Annotated in this window: 17 protein-coding genes; 6 read left to right on the top strand and 11 right to left on the bottom strand. The window is 47.8% G+C overall.

The window, feature by feature from the left end; genetic code table 11:
- Nucleotides 1-85: 85 nt before the first annotated feature.
- From MUN34_RS02510 to MUN34_RS02485, 6 genes are all read right to left on the bottom strand, one after another.
- Nucleotides 86-1,435 (bottom strand): glucose-6-phosphate isomerase, encoded by a 1,350-nt coding sequence (locus MUN34_RS02510; protein ID WP_026827673.1) that lies wholly within the window; start codon nt 1,433-1,435, stop codon nt 86-88.
- 112 nt (nt 1,436-1,547) lie between these two features.
- Nucleotides 1,548-2,714 carry an iron-containing alcohol dehydrogenase gene (locus MUN34_RS02505; RefSeq protein ID WP_247856811.1) on the bottom strand — a complete coding sequence of 389 codons (1,167 nt, stop codon included), beginning with the start codon at nt 2,712-2,714 and terminating at the stop codon, nt 1,548-1,550.
- A gap of 126 nt (nt 2,715-2,840) precedes the next feature.
- Nucleotides 2,841-3,233 carry a S1 domain-containing post-transcriptional regulator GSP13 gene (gene yugI, locus MUN34_RS02500; RefSeq protein WP_014971071.1) on the bottom strand — a complete coding sequence of 131 codons (393 nt, stop codon included), beginning with the start codon at nt 3,231-3,233 and terminating at the stop codon, nt 2,841-2,843.
- Nucleotides 3,234-4,100: 867 nt separating this feature from the next.
- On the bottom strand, nt 4,101-5,144 hold the full coding sequence (locus MUN34_RS02495; protein WP_026827671.1) for a ribonucleotide-diphosphate reductase subunit beta: 1,044 nt from the start codon (nt 5,142-5,144) through the stop codon (nt 4,101-4,103).
- Nucleotides 5,113-5,601: a flavodoxin domain-containing protein gene (locus MUN34_RS02490; RefSeq protein WP_026827670.1), complete on the bottom strand. Its 489-nt coding sequence runs from the start codon at nt 5,599-5,601 to the stop codon at nt 5,113-5,115. Before MUN34_RS02490 ends, MUN34_RS02495 begins: the two co-directional genes overlap by 32 nt.
- A gap of 18 nt (nt 5,602-5,619) precedes the next feature.
- Nucleotides 5,620-7,845 (bottom strand): ribonucleoside-diphosphate reductase subunit alpha, encoded by a 2,226-nt coding sequence (locus MUN34_RS02485; RefSeq protein WP_235188901.1) that lies wholly within the window; start codon nt 7,843-7,845, stop codon nt 5,620-5,622.
- Between the two features lie 317 nt (nt 7,846-8,162).
- Between MUN34_RS02485 and MUN34_RS02480 the strand changes: the two genes are divergently transcribed.
- From MUN34_RS02480 to MUN34_RS02460, 5 genes are read left to right on the top strand one after another with little or no spacing between them, the layout of a single operon-like run.
- Nucleotides 8,163-8,396, top strand: coding sequence for a DUF1871 family protein (locus tag MUN34_RS02480; protein WP_026827668.1), 234 nt, complete (start codon nt 8,163-8,165; stop codon nt 8,394-8,396).
- Between the two features lie 13 nt (nt 8,397-8,409).
- A complete protein-coding gene (locus MUN34_RS02475; RefSeq protein WP_026827667.1) occupies nt 8,410-8,649 on the top strand; it encodes a NifU N-terminal domain-containing protein in 240 nt (79 codons plus the stop codon).
- A 58-nt stretch (nt 8,650-8,707) separates the two neighbouring features.
- Nucleotides 8,708-9,502 carry a glycosyltransferase family 2 protein gene (locus MUN34_RS02470; protein ID WP_247856810.1) on the top strand — a complete coding sequence of 265 codons (795 nt, stop codon included), beginning with the start codon at nt 8,708-8,710 and terminating at the stop codon, nt 9,500-9,502.
- Nucleotides 9,499-10,005, top strand: coding sequence for an Lrp/AsnC family transcriptional regulator (locus tag MUN34_RS02465; RefSeq protein WP_081776612.1), 507 nt, complete (start codon nt 9,499-9,501; stop codon nt 10,003-10,005). The genes MUN34_RS02470 and MUN34_RS02465 overlap by 4 nt, the downstream gene beginning before the upstream one ends.
- Complete coding sequence (locus MUN34_RS02460; RefSeq protein ID WP_247856809.1) at nt 10,002-11,192, top strand: aminotransferase; 1,191 nt, start codon at nt 10,002-10,004, stop codon at nt 11,190-11,192. The genes MUN34_RS02465 and MUN34_RS02460 overlap by 4 nt, the downstream gene beginning before the upstream one ends.
- A gap of 268 nt (nt 11,193-11,460) precedes the next feature.
- Here MUN34_RS02460 and MUN34_RS02455 read toward each other — a convergent pair whose 3' ends face one another.
- Together MUN34_RS02455 and MUN34_RS02450 are read right to left on the bottom strand one after the other, a co-directional pair.
- Nucleotides 11,461-12,351 carry a MazG nucleotide pyrophosphohydrolase domain-containing protein gene (locus tag MUN34_RS02455; RefSeq protein WP_247856808.1) on the bottom strand — a complete coding sequence of 297 codons (891 nt, stop codon included), beginning with the start codon at nt 12,349-12,351 and terminating at the stop codon, nt 11,461-11,463.
- A complete protein-coding gene (locus MUN34_RS02450) occupies nt 12,317-12,502 on the bottom strand; it encodes a hypothetical protein (RefSeq protein WP_026827662.1) in 186 nt (61 codons plus the stop codon). The genes MUN34_RS02455 and MUN34_RS02450 overlap by 35 nt, the downstream gene beginning before the upstream one ends.
- 86 nt (nt 12,503-12,588) lie before the next feature.
- On the opposite strand from MUN34_RS02450, the gene ytvI reads away from it, so the two are divergent.
- Nucleotides 12,589-13,713, top strand: a complete 1,125-nt coding sequence (gene ytvI / locus MUN34_RS02445; RefSeq protein ID WP_026827661.1) for a sporulation integral membrane protein YtvI — start codon at nt 12,589-12,591, stop codon at nt 13,711-13,713.
- Here ytvI and MUN34_RS02440 read toward each other — a convergent pair.
- From MUN34_RS02440 to MUN34_RS02430, 3 genes are read right to left on the bottom strand one after another with little or no spacing between them, the layout of a single operon-like run.
- Nucleotides 13,697-14,365 (bottom strand): DUF429 domain-containing protein, encoded by a 669-nt coding sequence (locus MUN34_RS02440; RefSeq protein ID WP_247856807.1) that lies wholly within the window; start codon nt 14,363-14,365, stop codon nt 13,697-13,699. The two genes, ytvI and MUN34_RS02440, sit on opposite strands and share 17 nt — an antisense overlap.
- Nucleotides 14,346-14,516: a hypothetical protein gene (locus MUN34_RS02435; protein ID WP_160168607.1), complete on the bottom strand. Its 171-nt coding sequence runs from the start codon at nt 14,514-14,516 to the stop codon at nt 14,346-14,348. Before MUN34_RS02435 ends, MUN34_RS02440 begins: the two co-directional genes overlap by 20 nt.
- A complete protein-coding gene (locus MUN34_RS02430) occupies nt 14,513-15,946 on the bottom strand; it encodes a leucyl aminopeptidase (protein ID WP_247856806.1) in 1,434 nt (477 codons plus the stop codon). The genes MUN34_RS02435 and MUN34_RS02430 overlap by 4 nt, the downstream gene beginning before the upstream one ends.
- Nucleotides 15,947-16,188 lie beyond the last annotated feature (242 nt).

Here is a 16,188-nt window from a genome sequence, read left to right as displayed (position 1 = left end):
AAAGCATTCTAAAAGTGAAAGTGCGTGGGAATTTGCCAAAATGACAAAAAAAGACATCCCTCTGAATCGAGAGATGTCTGGCTTCTTATTTCAAGCGAGCTTCAAGCTCCGCTTTTTCTGCTTCAAATCCAGGTTTACCAAGTAAGGCAAACATGTTTTTCTTGTACGCTTCAACACCTGGCTGATCGAATGGATTCACACCAAGCAGGTATCCACTCATCGCACATGCTTTTTCAAAGAAGTAGAACAAGAATCCAAGATGATACGGTGTCATCTCCGGCAATTCAACTGTCAAGTTCGGAACTTGTCCATCTGTGTGAGCAAGCAACGTTCCTTCTGCTGCCTTGTCATTGACGAATTGAATCGACTTGCCTTCAAGGAAGTTTAAACCGTCTAGATCCTGTGCATCTTTTTCAATCGTCAAGGCATGACGCGCTTGTCCGACTTTGATGACCGTTTCAAACAAGTCACGGCGTCCCTCTTGGACGTATTGTCCCATTGAGTGAAGATCCGTCGAGAAGTCGACTGCTGCCGGGAAGATGCCTTTGAAGTCTTTTCCTTCTGACTCTCCGTACAACTGTTTCCACCACTCGGACACATAGTGTAAAGCGGGTTCATAGTTAACGAGCAACTCGATTGTTTTTCCTTTAGCATATAATGCGTTTCGGACGACCGCGTACTGGTACGCTTCATTTTCCGCCAAGTTCTCATTTGAGAACTGAACTTGTGCATCACGCGCACCTGCCATCAAGTCTTCAATCGAAATACCAGCTGCCGCAATCGGCAATAAACCAACCGGTGTCAAGACAGAGAAACGACCCCCAACGTCATCCGGAATCACAAACGTTTGGTATCCTTCTGAGTCAGCAAGTGTCTTCAGGGCACCACGTGCTTTATCTGTCGTCGCATAAATCCGGTCTTTCGCACCTGTTTTACCGTACTTGTCTTCCATGAATGTTTTCAAGAGACGGAACGAGATTGCCGGTTCTGTCGTTGTTCCTGATTTCGAGATGATATTGACCGAAACATCTTTTCCTTCAAGTACTTGGAACAAATCGTGTAAGTACGTCGAAGAAATGTTATGTCCGGCATAAATGATTTGCGGAGCTTTCCGCTCGTCTTTTGACAATAGGTTGTGGAACGAATGACCGAGCATCTCGATTGCAGCACGTGCCCCGAGATACGATCCGCCGATTCCGACGACTAACAAGACGTCGGAATCCGACTTGATTTTTTCAGCCGCCGCTTGAATTTTTTCAAATTCCGCTTTGTCATAGTTCGTCGGTAAATCGACCCATCCTAAGAAATCACTGCCGGCACCTGTACCGTTGTGGATTGCTCCGTGTAATGTTTTTACCGTATCCGCCATATAGTCTACTTCATGTTGTCCTACGAATTGTAGGGCCTTCGAATAATCAAAACGTACCGTTGTCATTCACTCGTCCTCCTTATTCATTCGCAAACAAATGCGACCTTCCTTTTCATTAAAACGCAAGAAGGAAGGTCGTTCAAGTCTTTTGTGAAAAGATTAGCAAATGTTATGACGCTTACAAAGCAGCTGTTACGATTTGGCGAACATCTTCGTTGCCAAGTGATTTGAAGTTACCAAAGTCTCCACGTGTCATCGCTGACTTCACGATTGAATCGACCGTTTCTTCTTTGATGTCATAATCCGCAAGGCGGTTCGGTGCACCAAGTGATGTCCAGAACGCACTGATTGCATCGATTGTAGCGTGTGCTGCTTCCATTTCTGATTTACCTGCCGTATCGACGTCAAAGACGTTTTCACCGAGCGTGACGAAACGGTGTGCGTTTGATTCATCAAGAACGTGACGCATCCAGTTCGGGAAGAGGATGGCCAGACCGCCTGCATGCGGAATGTCGTGAACGGCTGAGACCGCGTGCTCAATGTTGTGTGACGCCCAGTCACCGCGTGCGCCCATTTGAAGAACACCGTTGAGTGCCATCGTACCGGCAAACAGGATCGTACCGCGGAGTTCAACGTTTTCGAGATCGTTGACAAGTTTCGGTGCAGCTTCAATAACTGCTTTCATGACACCTTCCGTCATCCGTTCTTGAACCGGTGCATGCGCTGTGTGGAAGTATTGCTCGAGGCAATGGCTCATCATGTCGACGATGCCGTAAATCGTTTGATCTTTCGGTACACTGACTGTGTACTTTGGATCAAGGACTGAGAATGTCGGGAACGTCAACGGGCTGCCCCAACCGTATTTTTCTTGTGTCTTCCAGTTCGTGATGACAGAACCTGAGTTCATTTCTGAACCTGTCGCAGCAAGCGTCAAGACTGTTCCGAACGGGATCACTGTTTCTGGTGTCGCTTTCCCGATGACGAGATCCCATGCTGAACCTTCGTACGGGATACCAGCAGCAATCAATTTCGTACAGTCGATGACAGAACCGCCACCAAGAGCGAGCAATGCGTCAACGCCTGCTTCACGTGCAATTTTAATGCCGCGCTCCGCTGTTTCGATACGTGGGTTTGGTTCGACGCCGTCGCATTCGACGTATTCGATTCCTGCCGCACTCAGTTCGCGTGTGACGTCATCATAGACACCATTACGTTTGATACTGCCTCCGCCAAATACGAGCATGACTTTTTTTGCACCTAGTGCTTTTAGCTCGTCTTTAATCTTGCTGACTTGACCGTCACCAAAAATAAGTTTCGTTGGATTACGATATTCGAAGTTTTCCATTGTGTGTTGCCCCCTTGATAAGTAATGAACACCTTACATTATCCACACATTCCCCTTTTGCATCTATTTTAATGCTTATAACGCAAAAAAAAGAGAACCGACCGATGTCGATTCCCTTTCAAAATCTTATTTTTGGAAGTTTGATTTTTCAATCCATTCTTCCAATTTGCCTTTTAACACGTTGAAGCCAGGAGCTTCTTCTTGTTTGAAAGCAGGACCTGCATCGCGACGGCCAGTGTTTTTGCGTGGGCCTTTAGCGCGTGCTTCGCGTTTTGGAGCTTCCTGTGTTGCTTTGATCGAAAGCTTCATTTTTTTGTTAGCTTCGTCGATGTCGAGAACTTTAACAGTTACTTCATCGCCAACTTTTACGTAATCGTTGATGTCTTTTACGTAATCGTGTGAGATTTCTGAGATGTGGACGAGACCTTGTGTTTGCTCGTCAAGTGCTACGAAAGCACCAAAGTTTTGAATACCAGTTACTTTACCAGTAACGACTTGGTCTTTTTCAAAGTTTGCCATAGTTTATACACTCCCTAACTAAATTCATCAACTTATAATAACATACTTTTTACGGATGGTAAAAAATATTTTTCAAATTGTTTATTTTTTATTTTACAAGGGAACAAATTAGTAGCAAGACTTCAAGTATTCCCCCTGATTCTGCCGGACTTTTCGAGTCCGGCCCTTTTTTTGTTTCTTCTTACTCCTCAACGCAAAAAGGACCGATTCGGTCTGCTCGCTTTCCGCAGACAAGTCATCATGCCGCTTCAGATGCGATGCATCTTCCAGGGTCATGATTAACTTGTTTTTCCGCAGGAGTCGAGCATGACCTCACCTGTCCTAGCGTAAAGGAAATTTCACGGTGAAGCAACCATAATTTAATACAGATTGATTACTCAATTAAAAGTCGAAACGTAATTGGCAATGGCCATTTACGAATGAACCTGAACGAAAGTGTTCATCGATCCAGCGGGTTCCGCGATAATGACCGCACACCCAGTGTGCATTACGATAGTGAGGCGTAATAAGACACATTCGAAACTACCTCCTTCCCTTTGAGCAGGGAAGAATGATCCGCAACATCAATCAAATAAGGTTTTACCTGAATACGCATATGTAGTATTGTTTGGTTAAGAAGATTTCAATACTATTCTTGTTCGAGCAGACATTGCAGTGTCTATTCGAACGCAACGCGCAGTTGGAAGTTCATTCTTTCCTGCCGTATTAAAGCAGTTGCGCTTTAGCAGCTGCTTTTTTTACGTTCTTTTCGAATCACCCCCTTAAAAAATCAAAATTTTCGGTTTTTTTCGGCGTTAGAAAAAGAACTAACTGATTTTGTAGATAAATTTTCATCAGTTAGTTCTTTCCACTTACATTTTATTTAGCTTACAAATCGTCAAATCCGTTCGCATCCGTTACCTTCGCATACGACCGTGATTTCTGTTCGAAGAAATCGGATTTCGTCGCATTCATCGAGTCGTCGGAATAGGCGCGAATCCACGGCATGACGTCTTCATCGTGTCCTTCATACAAATCGTCGAGTCCGATGACACGGAGACGTTTATTAGCGAGGTATTTGACGTAGTCACGCATCTCGCTGACATCAAGTCCATCCAAGTCACGTAACACGTATTCACTCCACTCGATTTCAAGATCAACGGCACGTTCGAATGTCGCGTAGACGAACTTCGTGAATGAACCGTCTGCATCGATTTCCGGATGCTCAGTCAAGACGGCACGTAACAGCTGACTGATGAAGTAGGAGTGTTGAAGTTCATCCCGCTGGATGTAACTGATCATCGTCGAAGTTCCGACCATTTTTTGGTGACGGGCTAAGTTATAGAAGAACGCAAATCCGGAATAGAAGTTGATTCCTTCGAGAACGATTGAGGCGACGAGTGATTTCGCAAAGTTTTCCGGTGTCCGGTCGTTTTGGAAATCTTCATACAGATCCAAAATAAAGGCATTCCGCTTCATGACCATGTCGTCATCTTTCGCGATGTCGAAGATCCGGTTTTGTTCCGACAACGGCACAAGACTCGACAAGACATAGCTATACGATTGGTTATGCACGACTTCCTGTTGTGCCACAATCGCCAAAATCGCATGGATTGAAGCGTCTGATGTAAACATCGCTGATTCCAGGATATAGCGGGTCTGGACAGAGTCGAGAATCGACAACAAACCGATAATCCGCTTAAACGAATCCTGTTCCCGTTCGCTCAGTTGATTCCATTGTTGCATGTCTTTTGACATCGAAATTTCGTCGGGAATCCAGAAGTTTGATAATAACTGTTTATAGATCGAATAAAACTGCGGATACGCAATGTCGTTCCAGTTGACGATCGAGCTTGTCTCCCCACCGATGATCGCTGTCGCACGATTCGGATGACGGGCATCAAGCAGTTTGATTTTTTGTAGTTGTTCCATGTTGTTCGGCTCCCTCTTGCTGTAATTGCAGTAGTGTTCGACGTGTCCACTCTTTGACCATGTGCGGTCGGTTTCGCGGCGATTGTTCGATTTTGAGTAATTCACCCGCGAGCGGTACCCCGAATTTCGCGAGATGGTAGGCCATCTCATCGACGGCACGGCAATATTTGACGAACATTTTATCACCTGTTCCGAAGACGGCTGCCTGCGGAATCGCGTGCGGACTTTCCTTTAAGACCAGCTTAAGACAATCCCGCATCTCATCCGGCAATTGTCCGTCTCCCCAGGTGTACGAACCAAAATAGACGATATCATAAGGGACTAGCTGATACGTCGTCACATCATCGGCAAAGATCATCGTCGGTTCGACCTGCATTTCGGAACATGCTTTGGCAATCAGTTCCGCAACCTCCTCTGTATTTCCGCTCATTGACGCATATACGATTGCTGCCTTCATGATATCGTCCTCCTTCTCTTATGATGAACACGACTCACATTCATCGATTTCGACGGTCGTCGAACGTGTGTAGTAAATCGTCTTCATCCCAAGCTGCCATGCTTCCATGTGCATCTCGAGTAATTCTTTTGCTTTGACACTGTTTTTGACGTAGAGATTAAAGCTGATTGCTTGGTCAATATGCCGTTGGCGTGAGGCATTTTGACGGATGCTCCAAAGCTGATCAATCTCAAACGCTGATTTATAGAACCAGTTCGTTTCCGGTGTCAAATCGGGTACTGTGACCGGAATCTTGTAGTTTTTCTTCTCTTCCGCATAAACCTTCTTGTAAATCGGATCGATCGAAGCCGTACTGCCGGCGATGATTGCCGTCGACGAGTTCGGTGCGACTGCCATCAGATAGGCATTTCGCATGCCGTGTGCCGTGATGTCCGCTTGCAGACGATCCCAGTTCAGTTCAGCCGTTGTTTTGTAGTGACGGCGGGCGATGTATTCCCCTGTCTGCCATTCCGATCCCTCAAAGAGACGGTACGCGCCTTTTTCTTTCGCCAGTTGCATCGACGCATCAATCGTCAAGTATGCAATTTTTTCGTAAAGACGATCGGCATACTGAACAGCCTCGACCGACTCCCAGCGGATGCCTTCGAGGGCAAGCAGGTGATGCCAGCCGAATGTTCCGAGACCAACGGCGCGGTATTTTTGATTCGTAATCTGTGCTTGCGGCACGTCAATCGTATTTAAATCAATGACGTTATCGAGCATCCGCATTTGAATTGGAATCAAGCGTTCCAACACATTTTCACGGACAGCACGCGCGAGCGCGATCGAAGATAAGTTACAGACGACGAAATCGCCCGGTGTTTTCGTGATGATGATTTTGCCGTCTTCCGTGTATTCTTCCGTCACGGTCGTCGGACTCATGTTCTGCATGATTTCCGAACAAAGGTTAGACGAATAAATCATGCCCGCATGTTTGTTTGGGTTGGCACGGTTTACTGCATCACGGAAGAACATGTACGGTGTGCCTGTTTCGAGCTGCGAACGCATATAGCGTTTGACGAGATCAATCGCCGGGACCTTCGTCCGGCTCAGACGCGGTTCGTTGACACACGCTGTGTATTTCTCCGTGAAGCTGCCGCCTTGTTCCGTTTCATCAAACGAATCTTCCAGGCTGAAGCCCATCACCGTCCGGATTTCGTGTGGGTCAAACAAGTACCAGTCACCGCGCGCTTCGACCGTCCGCATGAAATGGTCCGGTAAGCTGACTCCTGTGAACAAATCATGTGTCCGCAACCGTTCGTCCCCATTATTCAATTTCGCATCGAGGAACTCGAGAATATCTTTATGCCAAATATCGAGATAAACGGCGATCGAACCTTGACGCATACCGAGCTGATCGACGCTGACCGCTGTGTTGTTCAACTGTTTCATCCACGGAATGACACCGCTTGAAACCCCTTTAAATCCTTTGATGTCTGATCCACGTGAACGGATTTTCCCCATATAGACACCGATTCCACCGCCGCCTTTTGACAGTGTCGCAACATCAGTGTTCGAGTCATAGATGCCCCGTAGAGAATCATCGACTGTATCGATGAAGCATGATGACAATTGTCCATATGATTTACCGGCGTTCGATAAAGTGGGTGTCGCAACGGTCATGTAGAGATTCGAAAGTGCCCAGTACGACTCTTTGACGAGCTCGATCCGGCGGTCTTTTGGTTCTGTCTGCATGAGTGTCATCGCGATGATCATGAAACGTTCCTGCGGTAATTCGTATAATTTTTTGACGTGGTCGCGCGCTAAGTAACGGTCGGATAATGTCCGGAGTCCGATATACGTGAACAGATGATCACGTGACGGATCGATCGATGCCGCAAGTTCTTCGACTTCTTCTTTCGAATACGTTTCTAAAAGGTGGGGCGTGAAAATACCAATCTCCGTTAATTTCTCAATCAAGTGATAAAGCGAGCCGTACCGTTCGTCCGCTGTATAGCCGCGGTTTTCACTCGCTTCAAGATATAACCGGTTCAAGTACGTTGCTGTCGCAACAAATGTCCAGTTCGGTTCTTCTGCCTTCAACATGTCCAGTGCATGCATGGTTAAGAGTTCATAGACTTGATCCGCCTGTAACGTTTTTCCTTCAAGTGCCCGAATCGCGCGTTCTGTGTAACGCTCGACGTCGAGCTCCGAGTATGATGCTGTAATCTGACGGATGACCGTATATACATCTTCTATCGTCATTGCACCTTGATAGATGCGTGCTGTATTCAGTGGAGATGCCACTATGAACCACTCCCATTCTCTAACTTTAAAATAGGTTCCGTTGCCGTAAAAAATGCGCTAAACTAAAAAAAGACGCCCTACATATAGAAAGTGTTATTCAATCTTCACTCTATATATAGACGTTTCAGGCATTTTTAAACCTATTTATCTACAAGATATAGGTTATCACTAAATGCCGGAAAAATAAGCCCTTGCATTGAAATTCAGGTCAAACAAATTTGAAAAGGCGAACTACCGCCTTTTGAGATATATTGAGATAAGGAGTTTTATTGATTATGAGTTCAGAAGAACTTTTAAAAAAATATGATCCATTTCACCTAGGAGAAGGAAATTATCCGACGGAAATGTCTGCTATACTAAGCTTACTGACGGTTCATGATCAAATAACCCCTCTTGCGGAAGCAATCGGGATCGTTTTTGAAGAATCTTTTGATGAACGACCGGATCAGCAGGAATTGATTTTACTCGCAACGAACTTACTTTTATGTGAAGATTCGTGTGAACTTTGAAAGGAGACTGATTATGCAAGTTGACTACACGCCTAACCCGAACTCAGTAAAAATCACCCTCGACGGAGACCGTTTCGGTGCCAAGAGCACCAGCGTCAAAAAAGGGGATACACCGGAAGACGCTTTGCTCGCATCACTCATCACGATTGACGGCATCGATAATCTCTTTGCATACGGTGATTTCGTCACCGTCACAAAAGAAGCTGACGCTGAATGGAATGACTTACTTCCGACAATCGAAGAAAAAATGTAAATATCTCACAAGGACACCTGAATTTCAAGGGTGTCTTTGTTCTAAGGAGACGACTTAAATGCCGATGGTCTCAGTCATCATCCCCACATATAACCGGTTGCGTGAGTTGCGCGAAGCACTGACCGCACTGACAAAACAAATCTATCAGGATTTTGAAGTCATCATCTTGAACAATAATGGAGAGCCGCTGACTTCCGTCGTTGCCGATTTTCAGGACAAACTGACGATCACGGCAATTGATTTGCCGGAAAATCACCATGTCCGGGCACGAAACCACGGTGTCTCGTTAGCAAACGGAAGATATATCCTTCTCCACGACGATGATGATCTGTTGTTACCTTCACATATCGAAGAAGCCGTCGGCGATCTCGAAGCCGGAGCGGACTTGACGTATGTCGATGCGGAACTGTTCACCTACGACTGGCAACAGGATCACCGCGTCGTCAAAACAACGGAACCGTTCGCCTATCCGTATGATCGGGAGGCGATAAAAGAGGACTCGACCTATATCCCGTCCGGTTCCCTCTATCGAAAGTCGCTTCACGAAGAGCTTGGTTTATTTGACGAAGACGTCTTCAACTATTGGGACTGGGACTGGATTTTACGGGTCGGACAGGATCATCTCGTCCTGCACCCGGCCCGGGCGACCGTCCTGTATGCTTTTAATCCGTCCGGCAATCATGAATCCGCAAAACAGGATGCCTCCCGTCGTGTCTATTTTGAGCGTCTTGTGGAAAAACACGAACTGCCGACGACGGAAATGAAAAATTTTCATATCGTCCAAGAAGAACGCCGCTCCCGTCTACGTGAAACACGGCGAACGTTTAGCGGCCATTTGACAGAAAGTGAGTGATTATCGTGTATACAGATAAACAATTGGAATTACTTGAATTATTGACGCAGAATGGACCGATCGATCACGCCCTTGCTGCTCAGATGCTGGACCTGACGGAAGAAGAAGTAGTGTCGTCGCTTGAGGCATTCAAACAAGATGGCGTCCTGCTCGGTTATACAGCCGTCATCGACTGGCAAAAAATCCATGCTCACCATGGCGTGACAGCTTTCATCGATGTCAAAGTGACACCGAAACGGGGACGCGGCTTTGATGAGGTCGCAGAACGCATCCACCGGTTCCCGGAAGTGACGTCACTCTATTTGATGTCAGGCGCATACGATTTACAAGTCGTCCTTGATGGGAAATCCCTGCAGGAAGTATCGCAGTTCGTCTCAGAAAAATTATCGACACTCGATTCCGTCATTTCAACGACAACCCATTTCCGTCTCAAAACGTATAAACATGACGGCGTTTTATTCAGCCAGGATGACGGGGATAAACGATTGAAGGTGTCTCCATGAAACACTTATCTGAACGTGTCGAACGATTGGCCCCTTCCGGCATCCGGCGGTTTTTCGACTTAGCCGGTTCGATGGAAGACGTCATTTCCCTCGGTGTCGGTGAACCGGATTTCGTTACCCCCTGGAATGTCCGGGAAGCCAGTTTTGCTGCTCTTGAACAAGGTTACACGGCATACAGCGCCAATGCCGGATTGGTCGAATTACGACAGGAAATCCGCTTGTACATGCAAGAGAAATTTTCGATTGACTATCAGGTCTCGGACGAAATCATTGTCACGACCGGCGCTTCGGAAGGGCTTGATTTAGCGTTTCGGACATTGATCAATCCCGGAGACGAAGTCATCGTCGTCGAACCTGCCTTTGTCTCGTACGCTCCGTTGATCGAACTTGCAGGCGGCATCCCGATTGCAGCAGCCTGTCGTGCAGAAGATGGATTTACGATTCAGCCGGAAACGATTGAAGCGGTCATCACAGACCGGACAAAAGCGATCATCTTTTGTTTCCCGTCCAATCCGACCGGTTCCGTCATGACACGCGATCAATTGGCCGATCTCGCGTTGCTTGCGAAGAAACATGATCTTTATGTCATCAGCGATGAAATCTACGCTGAACTTTCTTATGAAGACGAGCCGACTTGTTTTGCGACCCTTCCCGATATGCGGGAACGGACGATTGTCATCAACGGGTTTTCTAAAGCTTTTGCGATGACCGGTTGGCGGCTTGGTTTTACCTGTGCCCCACCCGCGATCAGCCAGGCGATGCTCAAAGTCCATCAGTACGGCATGATGTGTGCCCCGACGCTCGTTCAGTTCGCTGGAATCGAAGCCTTACGCTCGCGTCACAAGACAGTTCCGGACATGGTCCGCAGTTACCGGCAACGGCGGAACTATTTCGTCAAAGCCTTAAATGACGCCGGACTGCCGACCCATTCACCGGGTGGGGCGTTTTATGCCTTCCCGTACATCGGCGGGACTGGTTTAACGAGCGAGGAATTCGCAGAGCAACTGTTGCTCGCGGAACGCGTCGCGGTCGTCCCCGGTTCTGTATTCGGTGCAAGTGGAGAAGGCTACGTCCGGGCAAGTTATGCCAGTTCGATCGAACAGCTCCAGCAGGCGATTCATCGAATCAACCGTTTCATGCAACACTTGAATCAGAAGCAAGCCGAACTATCTAATCCCTCAAGATGATCTACACCAAAAGAAGGGGCTGACTCAACAGTCAGTCTCTACAAAGATAAGGGTGGCAGAATCATAATCTGCCACCCTTATCTCGCAAAAAAAAGAATCACTCGCTACACGCAACTCCTACAGGAAAAAGCGCATTTTTGCGCTGTCAGAGACAAATAAGACGCGTTTTCCTGCCTAAATGAGGCAGGAAAACGGGCTTGTGTCTCGCCTGAGGAAAGGGCGTGAAAGACGAGTGATTCTTTTTTTGAGTCAGTCCCCTCTTTTTTAGTTACTCATCAACATGTAGGACGATAAACATCCGGTGATCGTCTTCGGCATGATACGGCGAAACCGGACCGAGTTGCGGAGCATAGACATCAATCCGGTACGGCGCTTCTTTAAACGACAGCGGTGTCTGTTCCTTAATGATTCGTCCGATTTCATCGGCCTGATCTTTGACGCTTCGTAAACTGTCAGTCCGTTCGATTGGAGCCTCGATGACGAATCCATCAATACCTTCAATCCGGGCACAACGCAGGAAGCGGCGTAACGACGGCAGAGCCGTTTGAATATGCGACTCGAGCGAGCGGTCAATTTCATGGACGGGTGCGCCCCAGAGACGTTCCGTATTGCCAGTTGCGCTTCGGAAATGATCAATCGTCGCTTCCGTCACCGGATCACGTGTCAAAGCAAATCGTTTCCGGTCACGATTCAGGTTCTTCTCGTTTGTGCGATCGATTTCTTCCAGGAGGTTGATTCCGAGTGGACGGGCCAATCGAAACAGTTCACGCTGGAGACGGGCGAGCGACGTCCCGACCGGAATGACGTCTTCCGTCTTTTTCGGCGGCTTGTCACCTTCATATCCGTTCATGACACGGGCGACCTGCCCTGCTTCATGAACAAGGCGGTAAAAAGAACCTTGCACCTCGTCTTCCATCGTCTCGAGCTGTTGATGCTGATGTGCTAAATCCGTCACGTATTGATTCGCAAGGCAAGTCGAAATCATCAGGACATCGACCAGTTCCGCTTGAAACGCCGACTCATCTCCGGTTTCGAGCGTCTCTCCCACTTCACCGACTTCCTCAATCAGGCGGGCTAATCCCGATAACGGGCGAAAGTATCCTCCAAGCGATCGAATCGTTTCATCAACCTTTTGTTGAAGAAGAATCATCTCCTGCATCGTCCTGCACCTCCGCCATTCCCTTCACAAGCCGGTCTTCCGATTGTTCCTTAAATCGTTTCGTGAACTGTTGGTTCTTCCGCCATTCCCGGACAGCGAGTCCACTCGCAACGGCGAGCGATACGAGTAATCCCATTTCTTTTCGTTTCATCTGAATTCCTCCCCTTTTGAATGATACGTTCGTCTGACAAACATGATATGATGATGACATTCCATACATAGTAAGAGGTGTTGCTTATGTCGACTGAACGTTTGTGGCAGTTAGCTCGTTTCATTGGCGTCATCCTTGCCATCTTTTTCACCGGTTGGCTGATCGTTCGCTTGTCTTCTTTCATGTACCCGTTCGTCTTTGCTTTTTTACTGGCTTTATTCAGTCGACCACTCGTCGACTTTTTTCAAAAACGACTTCGGATCAACCGCGGTTGGGGTGCTCTGCTATCCATCATTTTAATGAGCGGTTTGTTAATCGGCTCACTCGTTTTAATCATCATGCAGTTGATTCGTGGACTTGTTTTTGTCGCTAACCAACTACCGGCACAAATCCAGGAGCTGAGTCTTTATTTTCAAAAACTCTACAACGAAAAACTGGCACCGATTTGGAATGATGCATCGGAAGCCCTTCGCTCGCTTGAACCGTCACAGCAAAACACGGTCCAAAACAGTATCCAGTCCCTCGGCAGTTCCCTTGCCAGTGCGATCGGTGAAGGCTCCAAAAGTGTCGCCGGGATGTTGCAGACGATTTTAGCGACATTACCCTCCATCGCATTGATTTTAGTCATCGTCTTGCTCGCCTGGTTCTTCATCTCAAAAGACTGGCACAAGTACGAAATCCGGTTGAAGCAATACGAAATGTTACCGTGGTTCGCCCGTGCCGAATCGGTCGTCACGAGTCTCCGGTCCGCTTTATTCGGTTACATCAAAGCGCAACTGACGTTGATTACAATTACCTTTTTCATCGTCCTGATCGGACTGTTGATCATCGGGGTCGAGCATCCGTTTGCCATCGCCTTTATCGCGGCATTTTTTGATATCTTGCCCTACCTTGGAACCGGCTCCGTCTTTTTGCCTTGGATCGCCTATTCCATCATTACGGGAAATACAGGACTCGCTATCGGTCTCGCCATCCTCTACGGGGTTGTCATCTTACAACGTAATATCATGGAACCTAAAATCGTCGGCGATAATATCGGTATTCAACCCATCACTGCCTTGATCGCCTTATTTGTCGGGATTCAGGTGTTCGGCGTCTTCGGATTGATTTTAGGTCCATTGATTGCGGTCATCATCAAAGCGTTACACAACGCCCGCATTTTTCATTATCTTTGGGACTTTATCAAAGGATCACCTACACCATTTCGGTGAAGGTGATTTTTTTAGGTAGTGCTGCATATAACGGAAATCCGGCCGCATCGACTGGTCGATCAGCCGGCATATAGACTGCTGGTAACGTCGCGGCAACTGCAAGCAGACAGGCATCAATCCAGTCGTCTGTCGCGACACCGCGGACAGTCAGCTCCCAGTAAGCCGGACAGTTGTACCGTTGCAACAATTCGATCCGTTCCGCCACTCCCTCGACCGTCCGTTTACTGTGACGTGCCGGATGACCGGTCAGGCGGGCAAAACAGACTTCCGGATGGGATTCCATCATGCCCGGTCGATAACAGGTCCGCACCTGTTGGATTTTCGGTAACAAATACCATGCCTGTTTCGATAGACCAAATCCTGCCTGTTGCTTCGAATAATCGTTTGCTTCCGGATAACCGGCTTGCTCCAGTGCTGCACGCAACGGGGCATTAAAGACACTGCTCGTTCGGCCGGGCTTCAATTCTTCCCGTAACAACTGATCGACCACCCGGCGTTTGTCTTCTTCCAGACCAATCGGCATATCGATATAGGTCCGGGTTCCGCATTCGATTTCGTCGAGTGACGAAGCGACCGTCCAGGAAAACTGACCGTCTCGAATCGATACAGCCACCCATCCGGCTTTCGCCGCATCAATTCCGGTGACGTCCATTGGACTTCTCCCGCAGACTCTTGAGGAGCGATAACGTCGTAAAGACGCCGAAAAAAGTCGCTACCGCCAAAGGAATCTGTTCCCGTGAATCCAGGTACCAGATGATACCGATGATGGTCACTAAAATGAGAACACTGTTGACACGTATCATTTTTCGCGTTCGACGAAATGATACAGACTGCGGACCATGACACCGGTCGCCCCTTTTGGACCAAGCTCCGTCGCGGCTTTTTGTTCGGACGTTCCGGCGATATCGAGGTGGAGCCATGGCGTCTCACCGACAAATTCACCGACGAAGGCACCACCGAAAATCATATGTCCCATTCGTCCCGGTGAGTTGTTTAAATCTGCGACATCGGAGCGTCGGACCTGCTTGATGAACTGATCGACGTACGGCATCTGCCAGACCATCTCGTTTGTTTCTTGCGTCACGGCTTCGAACCGTTCGTACAATGCGGCATCGTTCGTCAATGCCCCGGTGATTTCTGTTCCGAGTGCCACCAACACGCCGCCTGTCAGCGTCGCAAGATCGATGATCATCTTCGGTTTATATTCTTTGGCATAGGTGACAGCGTCTGCCAGGACAAGTCGTCCTTCCGCATCCGTGTTCAGGATCTCGATCGTTTTCCCTGCCATCGACGTGATGACATCATCCGGTTTGAACGCGTCACCGGAAATCATGTTATCCGTCGCTGGAATGACTCCCAAGACGTTTACATTCGGTTTAAGTTGCCCGAGCGCTTCAAACAATCCGAGAACCGCTGCTGCTCCTCCCATATCCCCTTTCATCCCAACGATCCCGTCTTTTGGTTTGATCGAGTAACCGCCTGTATCGAAGGTGACCCCTTTTCCGACGACTGCAATCGGGGCCTCTTCGCCTGCTCCTTTGTATTCAAGGACAATCAGCTTCGGTGGAATCGTCGACCCTTGATTGACGGCGAGCAATGCACCCATTCCGAGCGCTTCCATATCTGTTTTTTCAAGAATTTTTAAATCATGTCCGTGACGCTCGGCAATAAAGCGGGCTTCATCCGCCAAAGCAGGTGCCGTCAACAAGTTCCCCGGCATCGTGACGAGACGCCGTGCGAGATTCGTCGCTTGCGCAAGTGCTTCCCCACGTACAACATCCTGATCTCCTGCGTCTGACCAGATCGTTAAATCCAAGTCATATGTTGCGTGGGTATTTGTTTTATAATGTTTGACTTCATATGTAGCTAAGCCAAACGTCTCAGCAATCAGTTCAACCGGTTGGTCCGGAAAAGTCGTTGCATCAATCGTCACTTTAGATAACTGGCGTACTTTCAAGAACTGAGCCGCTTTTCCGAATAATCGGCGAAGGCTGTCCGTCGTAAGTCCTTCGGCTTTCCCAAGACCGACGAACAACACACGTTCCACAGTTCCCGTCAGTGTCGGCAACAAGCGGAGTTCTCCTTGTTTCGTTGAGATATCCCCTCGGCGTACCCATTCATCCAAACGATCCGGATAAAGTGACCGGATCCGTTCTTCGACCGGTTGGTTTCCTGAAATCCCGACAACGAGTACTTCGACATGAGCTTGTGGATCTACTTGATTCCATCGCATATTCAAATCCCCCTTTAGTGATACGTATTAGTATGAAGCGTTTGATCTGATTTTCCAACTGATAGCCTTCAGGACAAATGAAACCGCTCTCAAAAAAGACGTTCTTTAATTTGTCGATTTGGAGCGTTTCAAACAATTGTTGCCCGTTTCACAATGTGATAGGATTAAACAGGTGAAAAGGACAGGCACTTCTAGCAAACGGTCATTTGGCAACGACAGAAATGTCTACGTTTTCATTCAAA

The sequence above is a fragment of the Exiguobacterium sp. 17-1 genome, from assembly GCF_023096305.1.
Classification (GTDB): Bacteria; Bacillota; Bacilli; order Exiguobacteriales; family Exiguobacteriaceae; genus Exiguobacterium_A; species Exiguobacterium_A sibiricum_A.
The sequence above is the reverse complement of the archived record's forward strand: the minus strand, read 5'-3'. Positions and strand labels throughout refer to the sequence as shown.